The sequence below is a fragment of the Mycolicibacterium chengduense genome, from assembly GCF_033741155.1.
Taxonomy (GTDB): domain Bacteria; phylum Actinomycetota; class Actinomycetes; order Mycobacteriales; family Mycobacteriaceae; genus Mycobacterium.
In genome coordinates, this window is the sequence record NZ_JAWQNH010000003.1 from 169,635 (window position 1) to 194,216 (window position 24,582).

The window sequence follows — 24,582 nt, forward strand, 5'->3', positions numbered from 1 at the left end:
TGACCAGCCGGGTACACACAACGACTGTGGGAGGAAGCTAGATGACGTCACCGAGTGGGCCGCCGCAGGGCGCCGGAGGCTACCCAGGCCCGGCCCCGACGCAGGGCTACCCGCCCGGAGCGCCGACACAGGCTTCCGCCGCCCCCGCCAACAACAGCGCGCTGCAGAACGAGGTACACACCCTCGAACGCGCGATCTTCGAGGTCAAGCGCATCATCGTCGGGCAGGACCAGCTGGTGGAGCGCATGCTGGTCGGGCTGCTGGCCAAGGGGCACGTGCTGCTCGAAGGCGTGCCTGGCGTGGCCAAGACGCTGGCCGTCGAAACATTCGCCAAGGTGGTCGGCGGTACCTTCGCCCGCATCCAGTTCACGCCGGACCTGGTGCCCACCGACATCGTCGGTACCCGCATCTACCGGCAGGGCAAGGAGGAGTTCGACATCGAACTCGGCCCCGTGGTGGTCAACTTCCTGCTCGCCGACGAGATCAACCGGGCGCCTGCCAAGGTGCAGTCCGCCCTGCTCGAGGTGATGGCCGAGCGCAAGATCTCCATCGGCGGCAAGACGTTCCCGCTGCCCAATCCGTTCCTGGTGATGGCCACCCAGAACCCCATCGAGCAGGAGGGTGTCTATCAGCTGCCCGAGGCGCAGCGCGACCGGTTCCTGTTCAAGCTCAACGTCGACTACCCGTCGCCGGAGGAAGAGCGCGAGATCATCTACCGGATGGGTGTGAAACCGCCGGAGCCCAAGCAGATCCTCAACACCGGCGACCTGCTGCGCCTGCAAGAGGTGGCCGCCAACAACTTCGTGCACCACGCCCTGGTCGACTACGTGGTGCGCGTCGTCACCGCCACCCGCGAGCCGGAGAAGTTCGGCATGCCCGACGCCAAGGCGTGGATCGCCTACGGCGCCTCGCCGCGTGCCTCGCTGGGCATTATCTCCGCCTCCCGCGCGCTGGCGTTGGTGCGCGGCCGCGACTACGTCATCCCGCAGGACGTCGTCGAGGTCATCCCTGACGTGCTGCGGCACCGGCTGGTGCTCACCTACGACGCGCTGGCCGACGAGATCTCCTCGGAGACCGTGATCAACCGGATCCTGCAAACCGTCGGCCTGCCGCAGGTCAATGCCATTCCGCAGCAAGGGCATTCGGCGCCTCCCGGGGTGCCTGCCGCGGCGGCGGCCAGCGGTCGGTGACCGATACTGTGCCGCCGGAGCAAGGCCGCACGGTCGACCTGCCATCACTCAAGCGGGGCGAGATCCGTGACCCGCAGCTGTCGGCCGCGCTGCGCAAGCTCGAGCTCACGGTCCGCCGCAAGCTCGACGGGGTGCTGCACGGGGACCACCTCGGCCTGATCCCCGGCCCGGGCTCCGAACCGGGCGAGTCGCGGATGTACCAGCCCGGCGACGACGTGCGCCGGATGGACTGGTCGGTGACCGCGCGCACCACCCACCCGCACGTGCGCCAGATGATCGCCGACCGGGAGTTGGAGACCTGGCTGGTGGTCGACGTGTCCGCCAGCCTGGACTTCGGCACTGCAGGCTGCGAGAAACGCGATCTGGCGGTGGCCGCCGCGGCCGCGATCGCCTTCCTCAACAGCGGTGGTGGCAACCGGCTGGGCGCGCTGATCTCCAACGGCGACACCTTGCGCCGGGTGCCGGCGCTGTCGGGCCGGCTGCACGAGCAGGAATTGCTGCGGGCCATCGCCACCACACCGCAGGCCCCGCACGGGGTGCGCGGTGACCTGGCCGCCACCATCGACGCCTTGCGCCGTCCGGAACGCCGGCGCGGGATGGCGGTGATCATCAGCGACTTCCTCGGCCCGATCGACTGGATGCGGCCGCTGCGCGCCATCTCCGGCAGGCACGAGGTGCTGGGGATCGAGATCCTCGATCCCCGCGATATCGAACTGCCCGATATCGGCGATGTGATCCTGCAGGACACCGAGACCGGTGTCACCCGGGAATTCACCATCGACGCCAAGCTGCGCGACGATTTCGCCAAGGCGGCCGCCGCCCACCGCGCCGAGGTGGCCCGCACCCTGCGCCGCTGCGACGCCCCTCTGCTGACGCTGCGCACCGACCGGGACTGGATCGCCGACGTGGTCCGGTTCGTCGCCAACCGCCGGCGCGGCGCCCTGGCAGCCCGATGAGTATCGAAACGGAAATGACAAGCCGCACATGACTTTGCCGTTGCTCGGACCGATGACGCTGACGGGATTCGAACACAAGTGGTTCTTCCTGTTCCTGCTGGTGATCCTCGGCCTGGTCGGGCTGTACATCGTCGTGCAGTTGGCCCGCCAGAAGCGCATCCTGCGCTTTGCGAATATGGAACTGCTGGAGAAGGTGGCGCCCAAGCAGCCCACCCGCTGGCGCCACGTTCCCGCGATCCTGCTGGTCGCGTCGCTGCTGCTGTTCACCGTCGCGATGGCCGGTCCCACCCATGACGTCCGTATCCCGCGCAACCGTGCGGTCGTGATGCTGGTCATCGACGTCTCGCAGTCCATGCGGGCCACCGACGTGGCGCCCAGCCGGCTGGTCGCCGCGCAGGAGGCCGCCAAACAGTTCGCCGACCAGCTGACCCCTGGCATCAACCTGGGGCTGATCGCCTACGCCGGAACCGCCACCGTGCTGGTCTCGCCGACCACCAACCGGGACGCCACCAAGAACGGGATCGACAAACTGCAGCTGGCCGACCGCACCGCCACCGGTGAGGGCATCTTCACCGCCCTGCAGGCCATTGCCACCGTCGGCGCCGTGATCGGCGGCGGTGACGAACCGCCGCCGGCTCGGATCGTGCTGATGTCCGACGGCAAGGAGACGGTGCCGTCCAACCCGGACAACCCCAAGGGCGCCTACACCGCGGCGCGCACCGCCAAGGACCAGGGTGTGCCGATCTCCACGGTGTCGTTCGGCACCCCGTACGGCTACGTCGAGATCAACGACCAGCGCCAACCGGTGCCGGTCGACGACGAGATGCTCAAGAAGATCGCCGACCTCTCCGGCGGCGAGGCCTTCACCGCGTCCAGCCTGGAGCAGCTCAAGCAAGTCTTCACCTCGCTGCAGCAGCAGATCGGCTACGAGACCATCAAGGGTGATGCCAGCATGGGCTGGTTGCGCCTGGGCGCGCTGGTGCTGGCCGCCTCGGCGCTGGCGGCGCTGCTGATCAACCGCAGGCTGCCCGGCTGAGTGCGGGCACTCCGATTTCGGCGAACGGTGCGCTTGGCGATAGGTTTGGCGTCATGAGTGACGGTGAAGTCTCGCAACCCTCGGCTGGTCGTCCGCCCTTCGTATCGCGCTCGGTGCTGGTGACCGGTGGTAACCGGGGTATCGGCCTGGCGATCGCGCAGCGACTGGCCGCCGACGGCCACAAGGTCGCGGTCACCCATCGCGGATCCGGCGCGCCGGAGGGGCTGTTCGGCGTCGAATGCGATGTCACCGACAACGCCGCCGTGGACCGCGCGTTCACCGAGGTCGAGGAGCACCAGGGCCCCGTCGAGGTGCTGGTCTCCAACGCCGGCATCTCCAAGGACGCCTTCCTGATGCGGATGACCGAGGAGCGGTTCACCGAGGTCATCAACGCCAACCTGACCGGGGCGTTCCGGGTGACCCAGCGGGCCTCGCGCAGCATGCAGCGCAAGCGCTTCGGCCGGATCATCTACATCGGTTCGGTGTCGGGGATGTGGGGGATCGGCAACCAGGCCAATTACGCGGCCGCCAAAGCGGGCCTGATCGGCATGGCCAGGTCCATCTCTCGCGAGCTGTCCAAGGCCGGTGTCACCGCCAACGTCGTGGCGCCGGGCTATATCGACACCGAGATGACCCGGGCGCTGGACGAGCGGATCCAGGCAGGTGCGCTGGAGTTCATCCCCGCCAAGCGGGTCGGCACCGCCGCGGAGGTCGCGGGCGTGGTGAGTTTCCTGGCGTCCGAGGACGCCTCCTACATCGCCGGCGCGGTCATCCCGGTCGACGGCGGCATGGGCATGGGCCACTAGCGCCGACAAGCACAGGTACTTCTCGAATTCGGGCGAACAGTAAGGACTTTCACATGACAGGGCTTCTCGAAGGCAAGCGCATCCTCGTCACGGGGATCATCACCGACAGCTCGATCGCCTTCCATATCGCCAAGGTGGCGCAGGAGGCCGGTGCCGAACTGGTGCTGACCGGTTTCGACCGGATGAAGCTGATCCAGCGCATTGCCGACCGGCTGCCCAAGCCGGCGCCGCTGCTGGAACTCGACGTGCAGAACCAGGACCACCTGGACTCGCTGGCCGGTCGGGTGTCCGAGGTGCTCGGTGCGGACACCAAGCTCGACGGGGTGGTGCACTCGATCGGCTTCATGCCGCAGAGCGGGATGGGCATCAACCCGTTCTTCGACGCCCCGTACGAGGACGTCGCCAAGGGCATCCACATCTCCGCCTACTCGTACGCCTCGCTGGCAAAGGCGCTGTTGCCCATCATGAATCCGGGCGGCGGCATCGTCGGCATGGACTTCGACCCCACCCGCGCGATGCCGGCCTACAACTGGATGACCGTCGCCAAGAGCGCGCTGGAGTCGGTGAACCGATTCGTCGCGCGCGAAGCGGGGGCCTACGGCGTGCGCTCCAATCTGGTTGCCGCCGGACCGATCCGGACGTTGGCGATGAGCGCCATCGTCGGCGGTGCGCTGGGTGCCGAAGCCGGTGACCAGATGCGGCTGCTGGAGGAGGGCTGGGACCAGCGCGCGCCGATCGGCTGGAACATGAAAGATCCCACCCCGGTCGCCAAGACCGTGTGTGCGCTGCTGTCGGATTGGCTGCCGGCCACCACGGGCACCATCGTCTACGCCGACGGCGGCGCCAGCACCCAGCTGCTGTAGCGATAGCCGATGAAATTCGATGCGGTCCTGCTGCTGTCCTTCGGTGGACCCGAGGGGCCCGAGCAGGTCATGCCGTTCCTGGAGAACGTCACCCGGGGCCGCGGTGTGCCGCCGGAGCGGCTGGCCGCGGTCGCCGAGCACTACCTGCACTTCGGGGGAGTGTCGCCGATCAACGGCATCAACCGTGAGCTGATCACCGCGATCGAGGCCGAAATCGCTGCGCGCGGCTGGGATCTGCCGGTCTACTTCGGCAACCGCAACTGGGAGCCGTATGTCGAGGACACCGTGACGGTCATGCGCGACAACGGTATTCGGCATGCTGCGGTGTTCACCACCTCGGCCTGGGGCGGTTACTCGGGCTGTGTGCAGTACCAGGAGGACATCGCGCGGGGCCGTGCCGCGGCCGGACCGGCCGCCCCCGAGCTGACCAAACTGCGGCAGTACTTCGATCATCCGCTGCTGATCGAGATGTTCGCCGATGCCGTGCGCGACGCCACGGCCACTTTGGCGCCGGACCTGCGCGACCGGGCCCGGCTGGTGTTCACCGCGCATTCCATCCCGCTGCGTGCCGCCTCGCGGTGTGGTCAGGATCTGTATCAACGCCAGGTGGCCCACACCGCGCGCCTGGTGGCCGCCGCGGCCGGTCACGACGACTACGACCAGGTGTGGCAGTCCCGGTCCGGGCCCCCGCAGGTGCCGTGGTTGGAACCCGACGTCGGCGATCATCTCGCTGCGCTTGCGCAGGCCGGCACCGAGGCGGTCATCGTGTGCCCGGTGGGCTTCGTCGCCGACCACATCGAGGTGGTGTGGGACCTGGACAACGAACTGGCCGAACAGGCCGCGGCGGCCGGCGTGGCGCTGGCGCGGGCCGGTACACCCAACGCCCAGCCCCGATTCGCCCGACTGGCAATGGATCTGCTCGACGAAGCCCAGCGCGGGCTGCCCCCGGTGCGGGCCGGCGGTGCCGATCAGGTGCCCGGTTACGGTTTCAGCACCAATGGCGCGGTGTGCACGCCGGGGTGCGCCGCCGGCTGACGCGGCTACCGGCGCCAGGCCGAGTACATGATCGCGCTGACCGCGGCCAGCCGCGCCGAACGCACCACCGCGGACAGCGGCCGCAGGGTGTCGGTCGCGATCTGCATGGCCGATGAACTCTGCAGACCGATCGGCATCAGCCCGGAGCTGACGGTGATGATGGCGTCCACGTGTGCGGCGTTCTCCAGCACCCGCAACGCCCGCTCCGGTGCGTGGTCCGGTGCGCGGTGCAGCCGGGTGGCCTCCAGCAGTTGTTCCACCATGCCGCGCGGATCGTCCACGTCGGCGGCATCGGCGCCGGCTCGCAGCGCACCGAGCGCGTCGGCGGCCGAGCGCACCGCCGAGCGCAGGGTGTACTCGGCCTCACCGAGGTCGAGATGCTCCACCACGCCCGGCGCCGGCACCGAGTACACGGTCCAGGCAAGGGAAATGGGGTCCGGTTCGTAGTCCGGGTCGTCGAGATCGTCGTAGTCGAATTCGGGAACCAGGCCGACGGCGCCGCCCGGATCCTGGCCGATGATGATGGCCTCGCCGATGGTCACGGCATCGCGCTGGAACTGTGTGCCCGCGGGCAGACCTCGGACATCGCCGGGCACCGGCAGCACCAGGGTCAGCGTCGGCGCGCCCGTCGGCGGGCCGGCCGCGGTGCGCATGGTCTGCAGCAGCGACATGGTGCCGGAATGGAAGAGATCCGGCCAGGGGAGCCCGGTGCAGCCGGCCGCCACCGAGTCGTACGCGGTGACCGAATGCTTTGGCGCCCATTGGGATAACGCGTCCAGGACATCGTCGGGCGCGGCCACCCCCGCGAGCCAGGAGTTGACCCATACCGTCAGAGAAGCACTCGGGCACCACATGATGCTCGCAGTGTAATTGCCGGTGAGGCATCCGGCCTGATGGCCCGCGGAACGGCAACGGACTGGTCGAAAACCGCTACTGTTCCTGTATGCCCGCTTTGATCTGGCTGGTTGCGGCGCTGGCGCTGGCCGGTGCGGAAGCGCTGACAGGAGACTTCTTCCTGCTCATGCTCAGCGGTGGTGCGCTGGCCGCCACGGGGACCAGCTTTTTCTTCGACTGGCCGATCTGGGCCGACGGTGCGGTGTTCCTGGTCGTGTCGGTGCTGCTGCTGGTGGTGGTCCGGCCGGCGCTGCGGCGCCGGTTCACCGCAGGCACCGGGCTGCCCGAACCGGTCAAGGCGCTGGAGGGCAAGAGCGCACTGGTGCTGGACACGGTGGCGCGCCACCAGGGACAGGTCAAGCTCGACGGCGAGGTCTGGACGGCCCGGCCCCTCAACGACAACGATGTGTTCGAACCCGGCGACCACGTCACCGTCATCCGCATCGACGGTGCCACCGCGGTCGTCTACAAGACCATCTGATCTCCGGGGAAGGAACCCGCCATGGAAGGTGCTGTCGCCGGCCTCGTGTTGTTGGCCGTACTGGTGTTGTTCGCCATCGTCGTGGTCGCCAAATCGGTGGCGCTGATACCGCAGGCCGAGGCCGCGGTCATCGAACGGCTGGGCCGGTACAGCAAGACGGTGTCCGGTCAGCTGACCCTGCTGCTGCCGTTCGTCGACAAGATCCGCGCCCGGGTGGATCTGCGCGAACGCGTGGTGTCCTTCCCACCGCAGCCGGTGATCACCGAGGACAACCTCACGGTCAACATCGACACCGTCGTCTACTTCCAGGTGACCAATCCCCAGGCCGCGGTCTACCAGATCAGCAACTACATCGTCGGCGTCGAGCAGCTGACCACCACCACGCTGCGCAACGTGGTCGGCGGCATGACGCTGGAACAGACGTTGACCTCCCGTGACTCGATCAACGGACAGCTGCGCGGGGTGCTCGACGAGGCCACCGGCCGGTGGGGCCTGCGGGTGGCCCGGGTGGAGCTGCGCAGCATCGATCCGCCGCCGTCCATCCAGGACTCGATGGAAAAGCAGATGCGTGCCGATCGCGAGAAGCGCGCCATGATCCTCACCGCCGAGGGCAGCCGCGAAGCGGCCATCAAGGCCGCGGAGGGTCAGAAGCAGGCACAGATCCTGGCGGCCGAGGGCGCCAAACAGGCCGCGATCCTGGCCGCCGAGGCCGACCGACAGTCCCGGATGCTGCGCGCCCAGGGCGAGCGTGCCGCCGCCTACCTGCAGGCGCAGGGGCAGGCCAAGGCCATCGAGAAGACCTTCGCGGCGATCAAGAAGGGCCGCCCCACCCCGGAGATGCTGGCCTACCAGTACCTGCAGACGCTGCCGCAGATGGCCAAGGGGGAGGCCAACAAGGTCTGGCTGGTGCCCAGCGATTTCGGTTCGGCCCTGCAGGGCTTCACCAAGATGCTCGGCGCCCCCGGCGAGGACGGCGTGTTCCGCTATACCCCGTCGCCGGTGGACGACGGCCCGTCGAAATCCGACGAGGAGGAAGCCGAGGAGGTCGCGGACTGGTTCTCCACCGATACCGACCCGGCCATCGCCCAGGCCGTTGCGCGGGCCGAGGCCGAAGCCCGCTCGAGCACCCCACCGCTGGGCGCTCCGGCGTCGTTGCCGCCCACCCCGCCGGCGGCTCCACCGACCCAGGCGCCACCCAACGAAGGGGCGACCCAGCAGCTGCCCGGCGGGCCGTACCCCGGCGGGGTGCACCGCGCGTAGCGGGTCACACGATGCGGCGGGCGATGTGGATTCGCCCCGATTTCGCTGAACGTGGTCGATAATTTTTCTTCGGTGACATATCTTGGGATGACCGGATCCCGCGTGTGACATGCGGCCGGTATTCGGCGACCGGCAAAACTGGGGTGCGAGGAACGGTGTCATGAGGCAGATGCGCAGTGCGGTGAGCGTGTGCGCGGTGTCGGCGACCTTGTTGCTCGGGGGTGGTGGACTCCTCGGCTCGACGGCGGTCGCCATGGCCGATACCGGCAGCGGCGGATCGTCGTCGGAGACCGGTACCGGCGGCGAAACATCGTCCGGCCCGTCGGCCTCGCCCACCTCGCCGGCAGGCCCGTCGGGCCCCTCGACCACCACCAAGAACCTCCGGCCCGGCGCCGTCATCGCCGGGATCCAGGACCGGGTGCGCACCACCATCCGGGACTTCACCGGGTCCTTCGGCGGCGCCGGCACCACCCACCAGTCGCCGAAGGTGACCATCTTCCCGCCGCCACGCTCGCAGCAGACGGCCGACGGCGCCACCGGAAGCGGGGCCTCGTCTTCCACTTCTTCTTCTGCCACTTCTTCTCCGGCCGCGGGGGCCACCTCGACGCCCTCCTCGACCGACCAGCAGAGCACCACCGCGCCGGACGCGACCACCGATCCCGCCGCGGGCGGCACGCCGTCGACGGAACTGTCGACCACCCCGTCCACGGCTCCGTCGACCACCCCGACCACCTCGTCGGCGCCGAAACCGGCGTCGCCGTTCTCGTTCAAACCACCGCCGGTCAACCAGCTGGCGTCCTCGGTGTCCGGTTCGCTCACCTCGGCCGCCGGCTCCGTCCGGGACGCCGTGGACGCGCTCCCGGCCCTGCTGGCGACGCTGCCGACGTCCACGAACCCGGTCGGTGACGTGCTGGCCACCGTGCAGTCGGTCCTGACGTCGGTCGGCGAATCGGTCACAACCATCACCGAGATCCCCGGTGACCTGTCCTCGCTGCTCGGGTTCCCGGCCACCTCGACAGCGCCCGCCGTCGTCGGCGGCAGCGCCGAGACCCCGCGGGTGACCACTCCCGCGGCGACGCCGATGGACCTGCTGCCGGTGCTGCTGGCGCCGGCCCCCGCGGCTCCCGCCGTCGCGACCCCGGCCGCGCCGGTCGCGGCACCGCCTCCCTTCGCGGGAACGGCCTCGGTCGGGCTGAGTCAGGAACTGTCCAGCACGGAGCCGCTGGCGTTGCACGGCGTGAGCTCGACGGGGTCGATGGCGTCGGTCCTGCGCCGCGCGGTCAGCAAGATGCTGGTGCCGGTCTCGATCGCCGCCCTGGCCGCCCTGGCCCTCCCGGGCGTCGGAGGCCTGCTGGTGGTGTCCGGTCTCGGCGTGCGGATCGGCTACCGCCAGGCCAAGGCGAATTTCGTCATGCAGGCCTCGGGCATCGCCCGGTTCGCCGGCCCCGGACCGCTCGGCGTCGTCCGTTCGGGTTCGTTCATCGCGCTGTCCAAGCGCGCCGGGCGCCCGCAGGCGTCGCGCATTCCGGAAGCGTCGCCAGACCGACAGACGGTGGTGCCGTTGTCGGCCGTGGCTTTCGACCAGGCGGCGTGATCGGCTTCAGTCCGCCGACCGATCCCGGTGGTGACGCCGGTGCGCCCGGATCTCGTAGCACAGGCCGGCGACCCCGACACTGGCCGTACACAGCGAAACCAGGAACAGCAGCGGGCTGATATTGCCGGTCAGGGCATCGCCGAGGATCACGATGGCCGCAGTGCCAGGAGCCAGCCCGACGACGGTCGCCAGGGTGTAGGGCACCACCCGGACCGCCGACGCTCCAGCGGCGTAGTTGAGCACCGAGAACGGCACGGCCGGGATCATCCGCATCGACAGCACCGATACCCAGCCGCGCTCGCGCAGTCGGGCATCCAAGGTGTCCACCCGGGGATGCCGGACCAACTTGCTCAGTTGCCAGCCCGCCGCCCGCACCAGCACCAGCGCCAACACGGCACTCAGGGCGCTGGCCACCACCGCGATGGACACGCCGAGCCACGGGCCGAACAGCAGTCCGGCGGCGAGGGTGAAGGCGGTCCTGGGGAACGGGAAAACCGTCACCACCACATGAGCCGCGAAGAACGCCAACGGGAACCAGGGACCTACCGAGGTGGCCCAATCCCGCAGCTGCACCGCGCTGGGCAAGGGCACCCAGAGGGCGAGTGCGACGAGAATCACAGCGACCGCCGAAATGGCCACCACCCGGCGGCGGGGTAATTGGGTCGCCGCCGACGTCAGTGCGGCCCAGACCGTGCGCAACGTGCTGGCGGCGGCGTTCACGTCTGCCAAGACTACGGGGCGCCCGAAAGCGATGCCGGTCACGTACTGATCAGTAGGTTTTGCCCGTCCGGCACTGCCGTGATACCGATCATTTAGCCTCAGGTGAAAGGCCCCAATCACACCTGGCTAGTCTAACTAGGTCAGACAGGGCTTGATTCCAAGCCGCGACAACCCAGGAGCCGCGAGTGTCCTCGAGCGTCATTGAATCGGATCGCGAGCGCTGGCGGTCCGGGGTGGCCGGTGTGCTGGCCAAGAGCAGCCGCCGCGACCCAGCGGACCTGCCCGCCGAGCCCGAACGTCTGCTCGATTCGCCCACCTACGAAGGCTTCCCGGTGCGGCCGCTCTACACCGCGCTGGACGGACATGCCGAAGCGCCGTTGCCGGGGCAGTGGCCGTTCACCCGTGGTGCCGACGCGCTGCGTGACGTGCACGCCGGCTGGAAGGTCGTCGAGGTGTTCCCGCTGCCCGGCCAGGCCGCCGTCACCGAGGGCAACGCCGCCGTGCTCGGCGCCCTCACCGACGGGGTGAGCGCGCTGCAGCTGCGTGGCGTGCGGCCCACCGAGCTGGACCGACTGCTCGAGGGCGTGTTCCTGGACCTGGTGCCGGTGATCCTGGACGCCGGTGCCGACTACCGTGCCGCCGCCGACGCGGTGCTTGGCCTGCTCGGCGGATTCGACGACGAGCAGCGTGCCCGGTTGTCGGTGGACCTGGGCGCCGATCCGTTGACCGCTGCGCTGAGTGGCGTACCCGCCGCCACCCTGGACGAGGTGGTCGCGGTGGCGGGCACGGCCGTCGGCTACCGCGGTGGGGTGCGGGCCGTCACCGTGGACGGGCCCGCATTGCACAACCTGGGCGCCAGCGCGTCGTGGGAGCTGGCCGGCGCCATCGCGGCCGGGGTGGCCTATCTGCGGCACCTCACCGAGGCCGGGCTGCCGGTCGCCGACGCTGTCGCACAGATCAGCTTCCGATTCGCCGCCGACGACGACCAATTCCTCACGATCGCCAAACTCCGTGCGGCACGCACCCTTTGGGCGCGGGTGGCCGAGGTCGTCGGGGCCGAGGCCGCAGGGGCGGCGACGGTCCATGCCGTCACGTCGGCGCCGATGATGAGCCAGCGTGACCCGTGGACGAACATGCTGCGCACCACGGTCGCGGCATTCGCCGCCGGTGTCGGCGGCGCCGACACCGTGCTGGTGCAACCGTTCGACTCGGCCATCCCGGGCGGTCTGCCCGGCACGGCAGCCAGCTTCTCGCGCCGCATGGCGCGCAACACCCAGTTGTTGCTGCTGGAGGAGTCGCACCTGGGCCGCGTGCTGGATCCGGCCGGCGGCTCCTGGTTTGTCGAAGACCTCACCGCCGGCCTGGCCGAGCAGGCCTGGTCGCACGTCCAGGATCTCGAGCGCCGCGGTGGTTTCGCCGCCGCACAGCAGCACCTGCTGGCACAGATCGCCGAGATCCGGGACCGCCGCGCGGCCGATATCGCGCACCGCCGTAAGGCCCTCACCGGGGTCAACGAGTTCCCCAACCTGGCCGAGAAGCCGCTTCCGGCCGTCGCTGCACAGTCGACGGCACTGCGCTACGGCGCCGGCTTCGAAGCGTTGCGCGACCGCTCCGATGCGTACCTCAGCGCGCACGGCGCCCGCCCGAAGGTGCTGCTGCTCCCGCTGGGGCCGCTGGCCGAGCACAACATCCGCACCACGTTCGCGTCGAACCTGCTCGCCTCCGGTGGCATCGAGGCGGTCAACCCCGGCACGGTCGACGCGGCCGGGGTGGCGGCGGTCGCCGACGGGCTGACCGTCGCGGTGGTCTGCGGCACCGACGCCCGGTACGCCACCGAGGCCTCCGACGTGGTGGCCGCGGCCAGGGCCGCCGGCCTGACCCACATCTGCCTGGCCGGCCCGGACAAGGCCGTGGCCGAGGCGGGGAACAAGCCGGACGAGTATCTGACTGCGAAGATCGATGCGGTGCAAGCACTTTCGACCCTGCTCACCCGATTGGGGGCCTAGCCATGACTGCCACCACAGGAATTGGGAGCTTCGCCGACATCCCGTTGCACGGCGAGACCACCCCGGCCGCACCCACCGCGGAAGCCGTCGCCGAGCTGACCGCGAACGCCGCGGCCGCGCACGGCTACACCCCCGAACAGCTGGACTGGGTGACCCCGGAGGGCATCGAGGTCAAGCCGGTGTACACCGCCGCCGATCGCGACGAGGCCGCCGCGGCGGGCTACCCGCTCAACAGCTTTCCCGGCGAGCCGCCGTTCATCCGCGGCCCGTACCCCACGATGTACGTCAACCAGCCGTGGACCATCCGCCAATACGCCGGGTTCTCCACCGCCGCGGAGTCCAACGCGTTCTACCGCCGCAACCTGGCTGCCGGCCAGAAGGGTCTGTCGGTGGCCTTCGACCTGGCCACCCACCGCGGGTACGACTCCGACCACCCGCGCGTCGCGGGCGATGTCGGCATGGCGGGCGTGGCGATCGACTCGATCCTGGACATGCGCCAGCTGTTCGACGGGATCGACCTGGGTTCGGTGTCGGTGTCGATGACCATGAACGGCGCCGTGCTGCCGATCCTGGCGCTGTACGTGGTGGCCGCCGAGGAGCAGGGGGTGCCGCCGGAGAAGCTGGCCGGGACCATCCAGAACGACATCCTCAAAGAGTTCATGGTCCGCAACACCTACATCTATCCGCCGACGCCGTCCATGCGGATCATCTCCGACATCTTCGGCTACACCAGCGCCAAGATGCCCAAGTTCAACAGCATCTCGATCTCGGGTTACCACATCCAAGAGGCCGGGGCGACAGCCGATCTGGAGCTGGCCTACACCCTGGCCGACGGGGTGGAGTACATCAAGGCGGGCCTGGACGCCGGCCTGGACATCGACAAGTTCGCGCCGCGGCTGTCCTTCTTCTGGGGCATCGGGATGAACTTCTTCATGGAGGTGGCCAAGCTGCGTGCTGGCCGGCTGTTGTGGAGCGAATTGGTGTCCCAGTTCGAGCCGAAGAGTTCGAAATCGCTGTCGCTGCGCACCCATTCGCAGACCTCGGGCTGGTCGCTGACCGCCCAGGACCCGTTCAACAACGTGGCCCGCACCTGCATCGAGGCGATGGCAGCCACCCAGGGGCACACCCAGTCGCTGCACACCAACGCCCTCGACGAGGCGCTGGCGCTGCCCACGGATTTCTCCGCGCGCATCGCCCGCAACACCCAGCTGGTGCTGCAGCAGGAGTCCGGCACCACCCGGCCGATCGACCCGTGGGGCGGCTCGTACTACGTGGAATGGCTCACCCACCAGCTCGCCGAGAAGGCGCGTGCACATATCGCCGAGGTCGCCGAGCACGGCGGTATGGCGCAGGCGATCGGTGAGGGCATCCCGAAGCTGCGCATCGAGGAGGCCGCCGCGCGCACCCAGGCCCGGATCGACTCCGGCGCCCAGCCGGTCATCGGCGTGAACAAGTACCAGGTCGACGAGGACCAGGAGATCGAGGTCCTCAAGGTCGAGAACAGCCGGGTGCGTGCCGAGCAGGTGGCCAAACTGGAGCGGTTGCGCGGCGAGCGGGACGAGGCCGCGACCCAGGCCGCACTCGCCGAATTGACCAGGGCCGCAGGAGCTTCGGGGCCCGCCGGGGATGACGGTCTGGGTAACAACCTGCTCGCGCTGGCCATCGACGCGGCACGGGCCCACGCCACCGTCGGCGAGATCTCCGACGCGCTGGAGAAGGTGTACGGCCGGCACCAGGCCGAGATCCGGACCATCTCCGGTGTCTACCGGGACGAGGTGGGGAGCAGCCGCAACGTGTCCAGCGCAACGGAGTTGGTCGAAAAATTCGCCGAGGCGGACGGTCGCCGGCCGCGCATCCTGGTGGCCAAGATGGGCCAGGACGGCCACGACCGCGGACAGAAGGTGATCGCCACCGCCTTCGCCGACATCGGCTTCGACGTGGACGTCGGCTCGCTGTTCTCCACCCCGGAGGAGGTGGCCCAGCAGGCCGCCGACAACGACGTCCACGTCGTCGGGGTGTCCTCGCTGGCGGCCGGTCACCTCACCCTGGTGCCCGCCCTGCGGGACGCGCTGGCCGCGGTCGGGCGGCCCGACATCATGGTCGTGGTCGGCGGTGTCATCCCGCCGGGTGACTTCGACGAGCTCTATGCCGCGGGTGCGACGGCGATCTTCCCGCCGGGCACCGTCATCGCCGACGCCGCGATCGGCCTGCTCAACAAGTTGGCCGAGCGGTTGGGTTACCAGCTGAGCTAGTGGCGCCCACCATCGAAGAACTCGCCGCGGCGATCCGACGCGGCGAGCGCGCCGCGCTGGCGCGGGCGATCACGCTGGTCGAGTCGACCAGGGCCGACCATCGCGAGCGCGCCCAGCAGCTGCTACTCGACCTCATGCCCGACGCAGGCAAGGCCCTGCACGTGGGGATCACCGGGGTACCCGGGGTGGGGAAATCCACCACCATCGAGGCGCTGGGCATGTACCTGATCGAGCACGGCCACCGGGTGGCGGTGCTGGCGGTCGACCCGTCCTCCACCCGCACCGGTGGATCGATCCTGGGTGACAAGACCCGGATGGCCAAGCTGGCCGTGCACCCGGACGCGTACATCCGGCCGTCGCCGACCTCGGGCACCCTCGGCGGGGTGGCCAGGGCCACCCGGGAGACCATCGTGCTGCTGGAGGCCGCCGGGTTCGACGTCATCCTGGTCGAGACCGTCGGCGTCGGGCAGTCGGAGGTGACGGTCGCCGCGATGGTCGACACGTTCGTCTTCCTGACCCTGGCGCGCACCGGTGACCAACTCCAGGGCATCAAGAAGGGTGTGCTGGAGCTCGCCGACGTGGTGGTGGTGAACAAGGCAGACGGGCCGCACGCGGTTGAGGCCAAGGCCGCGGCCCGGGAACTGACGGCGGCGCTGCGGTTGATCTATCCCCGCGAAACACTCTGGCGGCCACCGGTTCTCACGATGAGTGCGTTGACAGGAGATGGTCTGGCCCAGCTGTGGGAGACCATCGAGCGCCACGGTGACGTGCTGCGCAGCGCGGGGGAGTTCGACAAGCGCCGGCGCGCCCAGCAGGTGGAGTGGACCTGGGCGATGGTGCGTGACGCCGTACTGGACCGGGTGCTGTCCCATCCGGCGGTGCGCGCGGTGCGTGCCGATGTGGAGCGGCGGGTGCGCGATGGTGAGCTGACACCGGCGCTGGCCGCCCAGCAGATTCTGGCCGCGGCCGACCGTCCCACCACCTGATCGCCATTTGCCGCCGGGCATGCCGGCAACCAGCCGGCTTACAGATAGATAACGCCGCTCGATAGTTAGCTGTACGGCGGAGTAAATTATGGTGATTGTGACCCACGCAACGGAGGGCGGGCGCAGCGCGGCGCGGCCCCATGACCGGCCTCATGACGATGAAGGCGCGCAGTTGCCGCGCGGCGTGCACGGCGCGGCCGACCTGAGCTTCGGCGCCGTGGTGCGGGCCTTCGGCCAGCTGTTCGGCCACCCGCAGTTCGGCGGCGGCGCGTTGGCGGTCTACCTGGACGGCGTACCCGTCGTCGACGTGTGGACCGGATGGTCGGACCGGCGCGGCACCCGGCCCTGGACCGCCGACACCGGCGCCATGGTCTTCTCGGCGACCAAGGGCTTGGCCTCCACCGTCATCCATCGGCTCGCCGATCGCGGACTGATCGATTACGAGGCACCGGTCGCGGCGTACTGGCCGGAGTTCGGTGCCAACGGCAAGGCGGACATCACCGTCCGCGATGTGATGCGGCATCGCGCAGGGCTGTCCCAGTTGGGCCGGGTGACCACGGCCGAGCTGCTCGACCACGAGCTGATGGAACAGCGGGTCGCCGCGGCCCGGCCGGGCCTGTTCCGCGGCCGTCCGGCATACCACGCGCTCACCTACGGCTGGCTGCTGGCGGGTCTGGCACGCGCGGTCACCGGCAGCGGAATGCGCGACCTGTTCCGGTCGGAGCTGGCCGATCCCCTCGGCGTCGAGGGCCTGCACCTGGGCCGCCCGCCGGAGTCGGCGCCGACCCAGCCGGCGCGGATCATCGGTCCGCAGGGTGCCTGGCGGAACCCGGTTTTCGACGTGATCGCCCCACACGTGGCTGCCCTGCCGTTCTCGGGCGGTTTCGGCGCCATGTACTTCCCGGGGATGCGTTCGATGGTGCAGGGCGATATGCCGCTGCTGGACAGCGAGATGGCCTCGGCCAACGGGGTGGTGACGGCGCGCGCCCTGGCCCGCCTGTACGGCGCCATTGCCAACGGGGGAGAGCTGGACGGCACCCGGTTCCTGTCTCCGGCGCTGGTCGACGGACTGACAGCGCGGCCGAGTTGGCATCCCGACGGGGCCATGCTGATGCCGATGTCCTTCCATCTCGGCTATCACGGGCTGCCCGTCGCGGGCGTGCTGCCGGGCTTCGGTCATGTGGGCCTGGGCGGCTCGGTGGGCTGGGCCGACCCGGCCTCCGGGCTGGCGTTCGGGTACGTCCACAACCGGTTGTTGACCCCGATGCTGGTGTCTGACCAGGCCGGATTCGTCGCGACCGCGGCGCTGATCCGGAACGCCGCCGGACGGGCCCGCAAGCGCGGTTTCACCGGGATTTCGCAGTTCGGTGCCCCTTTCTCGTACTCCTCCCCGGTGGCCGGTTAGAGGCCGCACGGCGACCCTCCAAGTTTTGCTTGGAGTCTCAACTAACTCGTCGGTAAGAATTTCGGCGGATATTGCTGAGGGGTCCCGCCAGACCCGCCGCAGGGGCCCTTCGGGGGCGCCGTGACCGATGTCACGTCGGGTGAGTCGCGGGTTTCCTGGCCGTCCCGCGGCGGTTGCCAGCGTTATGTGCGTTGACGTTGCCATCAGTCGATGTCCGGCGCGTGACGAGCTGGGCGACTCGACCTGTGCGCCCGGATTGCTGGGGCGGATGTTACTCGTGTTTCTGCTGGTAGTAGGCCATGACGGTGGGCGCTTCAACCGCCTCTACCGGCACGGTGGCGGTCATCTCGGACTGCTCCAGCTACCCGATCAGCTTAGCTGCACTCATTAGCTGATATGTGTCGTGGCTAATGGTGCTCGAAGGCGAGTGACATACGCCATATTGACCGCTTGGTTAATATTTTGACCTATCCGCAGGTGGCAGGCATATCCGCAAGTAGCTAGGTGATCTTGATATTGCTCGTGTAGCCTGCGCGTCGCGGCCTTTGAAACTGTAAAGTCCCTTGAGGATTTGCTCGGTTTTTAACGCCATCGTCAACGCAGACGACTACGCTACCGACTCACCGACGAGTATCGGCACGGGGCGGGGAAAGGATCTGGGCAGCGCAGTGCGGCGCACATGAGGCAAACGTGGATCCGAGAGCCGTACCTGTCACTTGCTCGTCTTTGAGTTACCTGTCCGAAAGAGGTTGGAACTACGTGGTTGAGACACCTGTCACTGCAGTCGCCGTCATCGGGATGGCGGTGCGATTGCCGGGCGGAATCGACTCACCTGAGCAAATGTGGCAGGCGATGCTGCGCGGCGACGACTACGTCACCACCGTTCCGCTGGAGCGCTGGGATGCCGAGGAGCACTACGACCCCGAGATCGGCGTGCCAGGGCGCTCTGTGTCCAAGTGGGGCGCCTTCCTGGACGATGTCGCCGGGTTCGACGCCGACTTCTTCGGCATCGGCGACCGCGAGGCCACGGCGGCCGATCCCCAGCACCGGCTGCTGCTGGAAACCGCATGGGAGGCGGTCGAGCACGCGGGCATCGACCCCGCCAGCCTGGACGGATCGCTGACCGGCGTCTTCATGGGCCTGACGACCAACGACTACCAGTTGATCGCGGCCGACGCGCACGCCATCGAGGGTCCGTACGGCTTCACCCACAACAACTACAGCATGGCCTCGGGCCGGGTTGCCTTCCACCTCGGCCTGCGCGGCCCGGCATTCACCGTCGACTCGGCGTGCTCCTCGGGCCTGCTCGCGCTGCACATGGCCACCCGCAGCCTGCACTACGGCGAGAGCGATCTGGTGCTGGCCGGCGGCGCCCACATCATCCTGGACCCGCGCAAGTACGCCTCCGCGTCGGCGCAGGGCATGCTGTCCGGCACCGGACGGTGCCGCGCCTTCGACGTGAACGCCGACGGTTTCGTCTTCGCCGAGGCCAGCGCGGTGTTGCTGCTCAAGCGGTTGGCCGACGCCGAACGCGACGGTGACCGCATCCTCGCCGTCGTCCGGGGCACGGCCGCCAACCAGGACGGTCACACCGTCAACATCCTGACCCCGTCGAACGAATCCCAGACCGCCGTATACCGGGCGGCCTTGGCGTCCGGTGCCATCGATCCGGGCTCGGTCGGCTTCGTCGAGGCGCACGGCACCGGCACGCCGGTGGGCGACCCGATCGAATTCAAGAGCCTGGCCGACGTCTACGGCGGTACCGGACCCATCGTGATCGGATCGTCGAAGACCAACTTCGGCCACAGCCAGTCCGCGTCCGGCGTCGTCGGTGTCATCAAGAGCGTGCTCGCCCTGCAGCACGGGGTGATCCCGCCTAACCTGCACTTCACCAAGCTGCCCGAGGAGATGGAGCGCCTCGGCACCGAATTCTTCGTGCCCACCGAGACCACGCCGTTCCCCGACAAGGGTGACCAGCCGCGGCGCGCCGCGGTGTCGGCGTACGGCATCTCCGGCTCCAACGCGCACGCCGTCCTGGAGCAGGCTCCGCAGGTCGACGCGGCGCCCACCGCCGACGCCACTGGGCCGCTGTTGTTCGCGCTGTCGTCCACCTCCGCCGACGAACTGCGCCGTAGCGCAGGCCGGCTGGCCGATTGGGTCGCCGCGCATCCCGACGTGGAGCTGGCCGACCTGGCCTACACGCTGGCCCGCCGGCGCTCGCACCGGTCGGTCCGTACCGCCGTGATCGCCGACTCGGTCGACTCCCTGATCGCCGCACTGCGCGGGGTGGCCGACGGCGGTGAGCCCTACCAGCCCGCCGTGGCCGCCGACGACCGCGGTCCGGTGTGGGTGTTCTCCGGGCAGGGCTCCCAGTGGGCCGGGATGGGCACCGCGCTGCTGGCCGCGGAGCCGGTGTTCGCCGCGACCATCGCCGAACTGGAGCCGCTGATCGCCGCGGAGTCCGGATTCTCGGTCACCGAGGCGCTGACCGCGCCCGAGACCGTCACGGGGATCGGCAAGGTGCAGCCCACCGTCTTCGCGGTGCAGGCGGCGCTGGCGGCCACGCTGAAGTCCTACGGGGTGGTTCCCGGCGCGGTGATCGGACACTCGATGGGCGAGGTGGCCGCCGCGGTGGCCGCCGATGTGCTGACCCTGGAGGACGCCGTCAAGGTGATCTGCCGGCGCTCCCAGTTGATGGGCCGGGTCGCCGGAACCGGCGCGATGGCCACCGTCGAGCTGCCGGCCAAGCAGGTGCTCTCCGAACTGCAGGCCCGCGGTGTCAACGACGTGGTGTTGGCCGTCGTGGCCTCGCCGACCTCGACCGTGGTCGGCGGAACCAAGGAGTCGGTCCGCGAACTCATCGCCGAATGGGAGCGCCGCGAGATCATGGCGCGCGAGATCGCCGTGGACGTCGCCTCGCACACCCCGCAGGTCGACCCGATCCTCGACGACCTCGCCGACGCGCTGGCCGACCTGGATCCGGGCGATCCGAGCGTCCCGTACTACTCGGCCACCATGTACGACCCGCGCGACCTGGTCGACTGGGACGCCGATTACTGGGTGGACAACTTGCGCCACACCGTGCGGTTCGCCGCCGCGGTGCAGGCCGCCCTTGAGGACGGCTACCGGGTGTTCAACGAGCTGTCGCCGCATCCGCTGCTGACGCACGCGGTGGATCAGACGGCCCGCTCGCTCGACATCACTTATGCCGCGCTGGCCAGCGTGCGCCGCGAACAGGAAATGCCGCACGGGTTGCTGTCCGTGGTGGCCGGGCTGCACAGCGCCGGCGCCAAGGTGGACTTCTCGGTGCTGTACCCGACCGGTCGCCTGGTCGACGCACCGCTGCCGACCTGGACCCGGCGCCCGCTGATGTTGGTCCGCGATCCCCACGAACTGCCCCCCGGTGGCGCCACGCTGGCCGTGCACCCGCTGCTCGGTGCGCACGTGCGCCTGCCGGAGGAGCCGGAGCGGCACGCCTGGCAGTCCGATGTCGGCACCGGCACCCAGCCGTGGTTGGGCGACCACCAGGTGCACGGCGTGGCAGCGCTGCCCGGCGCCGCGTACTGCGAGATGGCGCTGGCGGCGGCCAAGACCGTGCTCGGCGACTCCGCCGAGGTGCACGAGATCAGCTTCGACGAGATGCTGCTGCTGGAAGACAGCACCGTGGTGTCCGCGGAGTCGACCGTGGCCGCACCGGGCCGGGCGAGCTTCCTGGTGGAGACCTACCAGGACGGCGAGCAGATCCAGCGCGCCGACGCCGTGCTTCGCCTCGGTGCCGCCCAGGCCCCCGCCGCGCGCGATATGGACGCGCTGCTGGCCGCCCATCCGACCCGGCTCGACGGCGCCGAGCTGCGGTCCTGGTACGGCCAGCGCGGCATCCAGTACGGCCCCGCGTTCGCCGGCCTGGTGGCGGCCTATGTCAACACCGGCGAGGACGGTCCGCAGGACACCGTGCTCGCCGAGGTCACGCTGCCCGGGTTGATCCGGTCGCAACAGGCCGCCTACGGCGTGCACCCGGCGCTGCTGGACGCCGCCTTCCAGGCCGTCGGCGCCCACCCGGCGATCTTCGGCGACGTCACCGGTGCGCTGCTGCTGCCGCTGGGTGTCCGCACCCTGCGGGCCCACGGGTCGACCCGCAACGTCCGGTACTGCCACGCCACCCTGACCAGCGTGACGGCATCCGGCGTCGAGGTGGACCTCGAACTGCTCGACGACGACGGCAACGTCGCGTTGTCGGTGACCGGCCTGCGGCTGGGCAGCGGCGTCTCCGACACTGGCCAGCTGGAACGCAGCTTCAACGACCGGCTGCTCACCATCGAGTGGAGTGAGCGCGACCTGCCCGAGGTCGACTACGCCCATCCCGGCAGCTGGCTGTTGATCAGCACCTCCGATGCCACCGACCTGCTGGCCACCAAGTTGGCCGACGCACTCAAGGGGCACGGGGTCGAGGTCACCAGCATGGTGTGGCCGCAGCACTCCGACCACGATGCCCAGGCGGTGCGGCTGCGTGAGCTGCTGGACGCGCACGCCTTCGGTGACGTGCTCGTGGTGACCCCACCGCGCCGCCGCGGTGCCGCCGACGAACTGTCGGGCGTGCGGGGCGCGGACAACGTCCGCCACCTGGTGCACATCGTCCGCGAACTGCCCGAGGTGGCCGGCCAGGCGCCGCGCCTGCACGTGGTGACCCGCAACGCTCAGACGGTGCTGGCCGACGATATCGCCAACCTCGACGAGGCCGGCCTGCGTGGCCTGGTGCGCGTGATCAGCACCGAGTACCCGCAGCTGCGGCCTACCCAGATCGACGTCGACGATTACACCGACGCCGCCCACGTCGCCGCGCAGCTGGTGTCCGGCTCCGACGAGGACGAGTCGGCGTGGCGTGGCGGGAAGTGGTACTCGGCACGCCTGGTGCCCGGCCCCCTGCGGCCGGAGGAGCGGCGCACCACCGTGGTCAACCCGGCCCGCGACGGGCTGCGGCTGCAGATCAGGACGCCTGGGGACATCGAGACGCTGGAACTCGCCGCCTTCGAGCGGATCGCACCCGGGCCCGGCCAGATCGAGGTCGCGGTGACGGCGTCCAACCTCAACTTCGCCGATGTGCTCATCGCGTTCGGCCGGTACCCGAGCTTCGAGGGTCGTCAGCCCAAATTGGGCGGCGACTTCGCCGGCGTGGTGACGGCGGTCGGTCCCGGCGTGGTCGGGCACAAGGTGGGCGACCGGGTCGGTGGCGTGTCCGCCGACGGGACCTGGGCCACGTTCGTCACCTGCGATGCCAACCTGGCGGTCACGCTGCCGCCGGGGCTGCCGACCAACCGGGCCGCGGCGGTGCCCAGTGCGCACGCCACCGCGTGGTACGGCCTGCACGACCTGGCCCGCATCTCGGCGGGGGACAAGGTGCTCATCCATTCCGGCACCGGTGGTGTCGGTCAGGCCGCGATTGCCATCGCACGGGCGGCAGGCGCCGAGATCTTCGCCACCGCGGGCAGTGAGGCGCGGCGAGAATTGTTGCGCGGGATGGGAATCGAGCACGTCTACGACTCCCGCAGCACCGAGTTCGCCGAGCAGATTCGGCGTGACACCGACGGCTACGGTGTCGATATCGTGCTCAACTCGCTGACCGGGGCCGCGCAGCGCGCTGGGATCGAGCTGCTGTCGTTCGGCGGTCGCTTCGTCGAGATCGGCAAGCGCGACATCTACGGTGACACCCGGATCGGTCTGTTCCCGTTCCGGCGCAACCTGTCCTTCTACGCCGTCGACCTGGCGTTGCTGTCCCTGACCAATCCGGACACCGTGCACCGCGTGCTGGAGGTCTGCTACCAGCAGATCGCCGACGGTGTGCTGCCGCTGCCGGAGACCACGCATTACCCGCTGCAGGACGGCGCCACCGCCATCCGCGTGATGGGGGCGGCCGAGCATACCGGCAAGCTGGTGCTCGACATCCCGCACGGCGGCCAGATCAACGCGGTGGTGCCGGCGCAGGAAGTGCGCGTGAGCCGGCCGGATTCGGCGTACATCGTCACCGGTGGTCTCGGCGGGCTGGGCCTGTTCCTGGCCGAGAAGCTGGGCGCCGCGGGTGCCGGCCGAATCGTGCTCAACGGCCGGTCCGCGCCGTCACCGCAGGCGCAGGAGGTCATCGAGCGGATCCGCCGCGGTGGTACCGAGGTGGAGGTCTCCCTTGGCGACATCGCCGAGCCGGAGACCGCCGAGCGGTTGGTGGTGGCGGCGTGCGCCACCGGCCTGCCGGTGCGCGGCGTGCTGCACGGTGCGGCTGTGGTGGAGGACGCGGCACTGGTCAACATCTCCGATGAACTCGTCGAAAAGGATTGGGCGCCAAAGGTTTACGGCGCCTGGAACCTGCATACGGCGACGGCGAAGCAGACCCTGGACTGGTTCTGCGTGTTCTCCTCCGCCGCGGCGCTGGTCGGATCCCCCGGTCAGGGTGCGTACGCGGCGGCCAACAGCTGGCTCGACGCGTTCACCCATTGGCGGCGCACCAACGGCCTGCCGGCCACCGCCATCGCGTGGGGGCCGTGGTCGGAGATCGGTGCGGGCACCGGCCTGGCCACCGACAGTGGCGAGGCCGCGATCGCGCCGGACGAGGGCGCCTACGCGTTCGACATGCTGCTCCGGCACGACCGCGCCTACACCGGGTACGCTTCGCTGGCGGGAACATCGTGGATCACCGCATTCGCCCAGAACACCCGGTTCGCCGAGGCGTTCCGGTCCGCCGGTCCCCGCGTCGGTGGTGCCGGTAGTGCCTTCCTGGCCGAACTGCACGACCTGCCGCGGGAGGAGTGGCCGGCCCGGACCCGCAAGATGGTGGCCGAGCAGGTCAGCTTGATCCTGCGGCGTGCGGTCGACCCCGACCGGCCGCTGACCGAATATGGTCTCGATTCCCTGGGGACTCTCGAGGTACGTACCCGAATCGAAGCCGAAACCGGTATTCGTATTGGTTCAGCAGATATCAGCACCGTTCGGGCGCTGACCGAGCGTCTCGTCGACGCTCTGGCGCCCGGCTCGCCCGTATCGGTCCCGTCGTGAGGGCGGAGAGCGCATCGATGCGCACCCCGTCCATCGGCGTCGTCCAGGTAGGAGACC

Annotated in this window: 16 protein-coding genes; 14 read left to right on the top strand and 2 right to left on the bottom strand. The window is 69.6% G+C overall.

Features of this window, described 5'->3' with window-relative positions; genetic code table 11:
- Nucleotides 1–41 precede the first annotated feature (41 nt).
- Genes moxR1 through SBI67_RS11280 form a run of 6 tightly spaced genes read left to right on the top strand, consistent with a single transcriptional unit; the run spans nt 42 to nt 5,886 of the window.
- Entirely contained in the window at nt 42–1,190 is a 1,149-nt protein-coding gene (gene moxR1 / locus SBI67_RS11255; protein WP_266046417.1) for a chaperone MoxR1, read from the top strand.
- A gap of 8 nt (nt 1,191–1,198) precedes the next feature.
- On the top strand, nt 1,199–2,146 hold the full coding sequence (locus SBI67_RS11260) for a DUF58 domain-containing protein (RefSeq protein WP_318981308.1): 948 nt from the start codon (nt 1,199–1,201) through the stop codon (nt 2,144–2,146).
- 28 nt (nt 2,147–2,174) lie between these two features.
- Entirely contained in the window at nt 2,175–3,182 is a 1,008-nt protein-coding gene (locus SBI67_RS11265) for a VWA domain-containing protein (protein WP_318980648.1), read from the top strand.
- Nucleotides 3,183–3,235: 53 nt separating this feature from the next.
- Entirely contained in the window at nt 3,236–3,988 is a 753-nt protein-coding gene (gene fabG1 / locus SBI67_RS11270) for a 3-oxoacyl-ACP reductase FabG1 (RefSeq protein ID WP_266046419.1), read from the top strand.
- A gap of 53 nt (nt 3,989–4,041) precedes the next feature.
- Complete coding sequence (gene inhA, locus SBI67_RS11275) at nt 4,042–4,851, top strand: NADH-dependent enoyl-ACP reductase InhA (RefSeq protein WP_318980649.1); 810 nt, start codon at nt 4,042–4,044, stop codon at nt 4,849–4,851.
- A gap of 9 nt (nt 4,852–4,860) precedes the next feature.
- Nucleotides 4,861–5,886, top strand: coding sequence for a ferrochelatase (locus SBI67_RS11280; RefSeq protein WP_318980650.1), 1,026 nt, complete (start codon nt 4,861–4,863; stop codon nt 5,884–5,886).
- 5 nt (nt 5,887–5,891) lie between these two features.
- Here the strand turns inward: SBI67_RS11280 and SBI67_RS11285 are convergent, their stop codons facing one another.
- Complete coding sequence (locus SBI67_RS11285) at nt 5,892–6,740, bottom strand: Rv1486c family protein (protein ID WP_318980651.1); 849 nt, start codon at nt 6,738–6,740, stop codon at nt 5,892–5,894.
- An 89-nt stretch (nt 6,741–6,829) separates the two neighbouring features.
- Between SBI67_RS11285 and SBI67_RS11290 the strand changes: the two genes are divergently transcribed.
- The 3 genes from SBI67_RS11290 to SBI67_RS11300 all read left to right on the top strand — a co-directional run bounded on the left by SBI67_RS11290 (nt 6,830) and on the right by SBI67_RS11300 (nt 10,115).
- Nucleotides 6,830–7,261 (top strand): NfeD family protein, encoded by a 432-nt coding sequence (locus SBI67_RS11290; protein ID WP_318980652.1) that lies wholly within the window; start codon nt 6,830–6,832, stop codon nt 7,259–7,261.
- Between the two features lie 21 nt (nt 7,262–7,282).
- Complete coding sequence (locus SBI67_RS11295) at nt 7,283–8,521, top strand: SPFH domain-containing protein (protein WP_318980653.1); 1,239 nt, start codon at nt 7,283–7,285, stop codon at nt 8,519–8,521.
- A gap of 160 nt (nt 8,522–8,681) precedes the next feature.
- Nucleotides 8,682–10,115, top strand: coding sequence for a hypothetical protein (locus SBI67_RS11300; RefSeq protein WP_318980654.1), 1,434 nt, complete (start codon nt 8,682–8,684; stop codon nt 10,113–10,115).
- Nucleotides 10,116–10,121: 6 nt separating this feature from the next.
- Here the strand turns inward: SBI67_RS11300 and SBI67_RS11305 are convergent, their stop codons facing one another.
- On the bottom strand, nt 10,122–10,835 hold the full coding sequence (locus SBI67_RS11305; protein WP_318980655.1) for a TVP38/TMEM64 family protein: 714 nt from the start codon (nt 10,833–10,835) through the stop codon (nt 10,122–10,124).
- A gap of 185 nt (nt 10,836–11,020) precedes the next feature.
- Between SBI67_RS11305 and mutA the strand changes: the two genes are divergently transcribed.
- From mutA to pks2, 5 genes are all read left to right on the top strand, one after another.
- Nucleotides 11,021–12,841, top strand: coding sequence for a methylmalonyl-CoA mutase small subunit (gene mutA, locus SBI67_RS11310; RefSeq protein ID WP_318980656.1), 1,821 nt, complete (start codon nt 11,021–11,023; stop codon nt 12,839–12,841).
- A 2-nt stretch (nt 12,842–12,843) separates the two neighbouring features.
- Nucleotides 12,844–15,093 carry a methylmalonyl-CoA mutase gene (gene scpA, locus SBI67_RS11315; protein WP_318980657.1) on the top strand — a complete coding sequence of 750 codons (2,250 nt, stop codon included), beginning with the start codon at nt 12,844–12,846 and terminating at the stop codon, nt 15,091–15,093.
- Nucleotides 15,093–16,079, top strand: a complete 987-nt coding sequence (meaB, locus tag SBI67_RS11320; RefSeq protein ID WP_318980658.1) for a methylmalonyl Co-A mutase-associated GTPase MeaB — start codon at nt 15,093–15,095, stop codon at nt 16,077–16,079. Before scpA ends, meaB begins: the two co-directional genes overlap by 1 nt.
- Before the next feature lie 97 nt (nt 16,080–16,176).
- Entirely contained in the window at nt 16,177–17,484 is a 1,308-nt protein-coding gene (lipL, locus tag SBI67_RS11325; RefSeq protein WP_489685555.1) for an esterase/beta-lactamase LipL, read from the top strand.
- 759 nt (nt 17,485–18,243) lie between these two features.
- Complete coding sequence (gene pks2, locus SBI67_RS11330) at nt 18,244–24,525, top strand: sulfolipid-1 biosynthesis phthioceranic/hydroxyphthioceranic acid synthase (protein ID WP_318980659.1); 6,282 nt, start codon at nt 18,244–18,246, stop codon at nt 24,523–24,525.
- Nucleotides 24,526–24,582: the final 57 nt, after the last annotated feature.

Excerpts from the sequence above, each read along its gene's own strand:
- moxR1 (WP_266046417.1), top strand. The coding sequence starts at position 42 with ATGACGTCACCGAGTGGGCCGCCGCAGGGCGCCGGAGGCTACCCAGGC.
- SBI67_RS11265 (WP_318980648.1), top strand. The coding sequence starts at position 2,175 with ATGACTTTGCCGTTGCTCGGACCGATGACGCTGACGGGATTCGAACAC.
- SBI67_RS11280 (WP_318980650.1), top strand. The coding sequence starts at position 4,861 with ATGAAATTCGATGCGGTCCTGCTGCTGTCCTTCGGTGGACCCGAGGGG.
- SBI67_RS11290 (WP_318980652.1), top strand. The coding sequence starts at position 6,830 with ATGCCCGCTTTGATCTGGCTGGTTGCGGCGCTGGCGCTGGCCGGTGCG.
- inhA (WP_318980649.1), top strand. The coding sequence starts at position 4,042 with ATGACAGGGCTTCTCGAAGGCAAGCGCATCCTCGTCACGGGGATCATC.
- SBI67_RS11285 (WP_318980651.1), bottom strand. The coding sequence starts at position 6,740 with ATGTGGTGCCCGAGTGCTTCTCTGACGGTATGGGTCAACTCCTGGCTC.
- SBI67_RS11295 (WP_318980653.1), top strand. The coding sequence starts at position 7,283 with ATGGAAGGTGCTGTCGCCGGCCTCGTGTTGTTGGCCGTACTGGTGTTG.
- fabG1 (WP_266046419.1), top strand. The coding sequence starts at position 3,236 with ATGAGTGACGGTGAAGTCTCGCAACCCTCGGCTGGTCGTCCGCCCTTC.
- scpA (WP_318980657.1), top strand. The coding sequence starts at position 12,844 with ATGACTGCCACCACAGGAATTGGGAGCTTCGCCGACATCCCGTTGCAC.
- SBI67_RS11300 (WP_318980654.1), top strand. The coding sequence starts at position 8,682 with ATGAGGCAGATGCGCAGTGCGGTGAGCGTGTGCGCGGTGTCGGCGACC.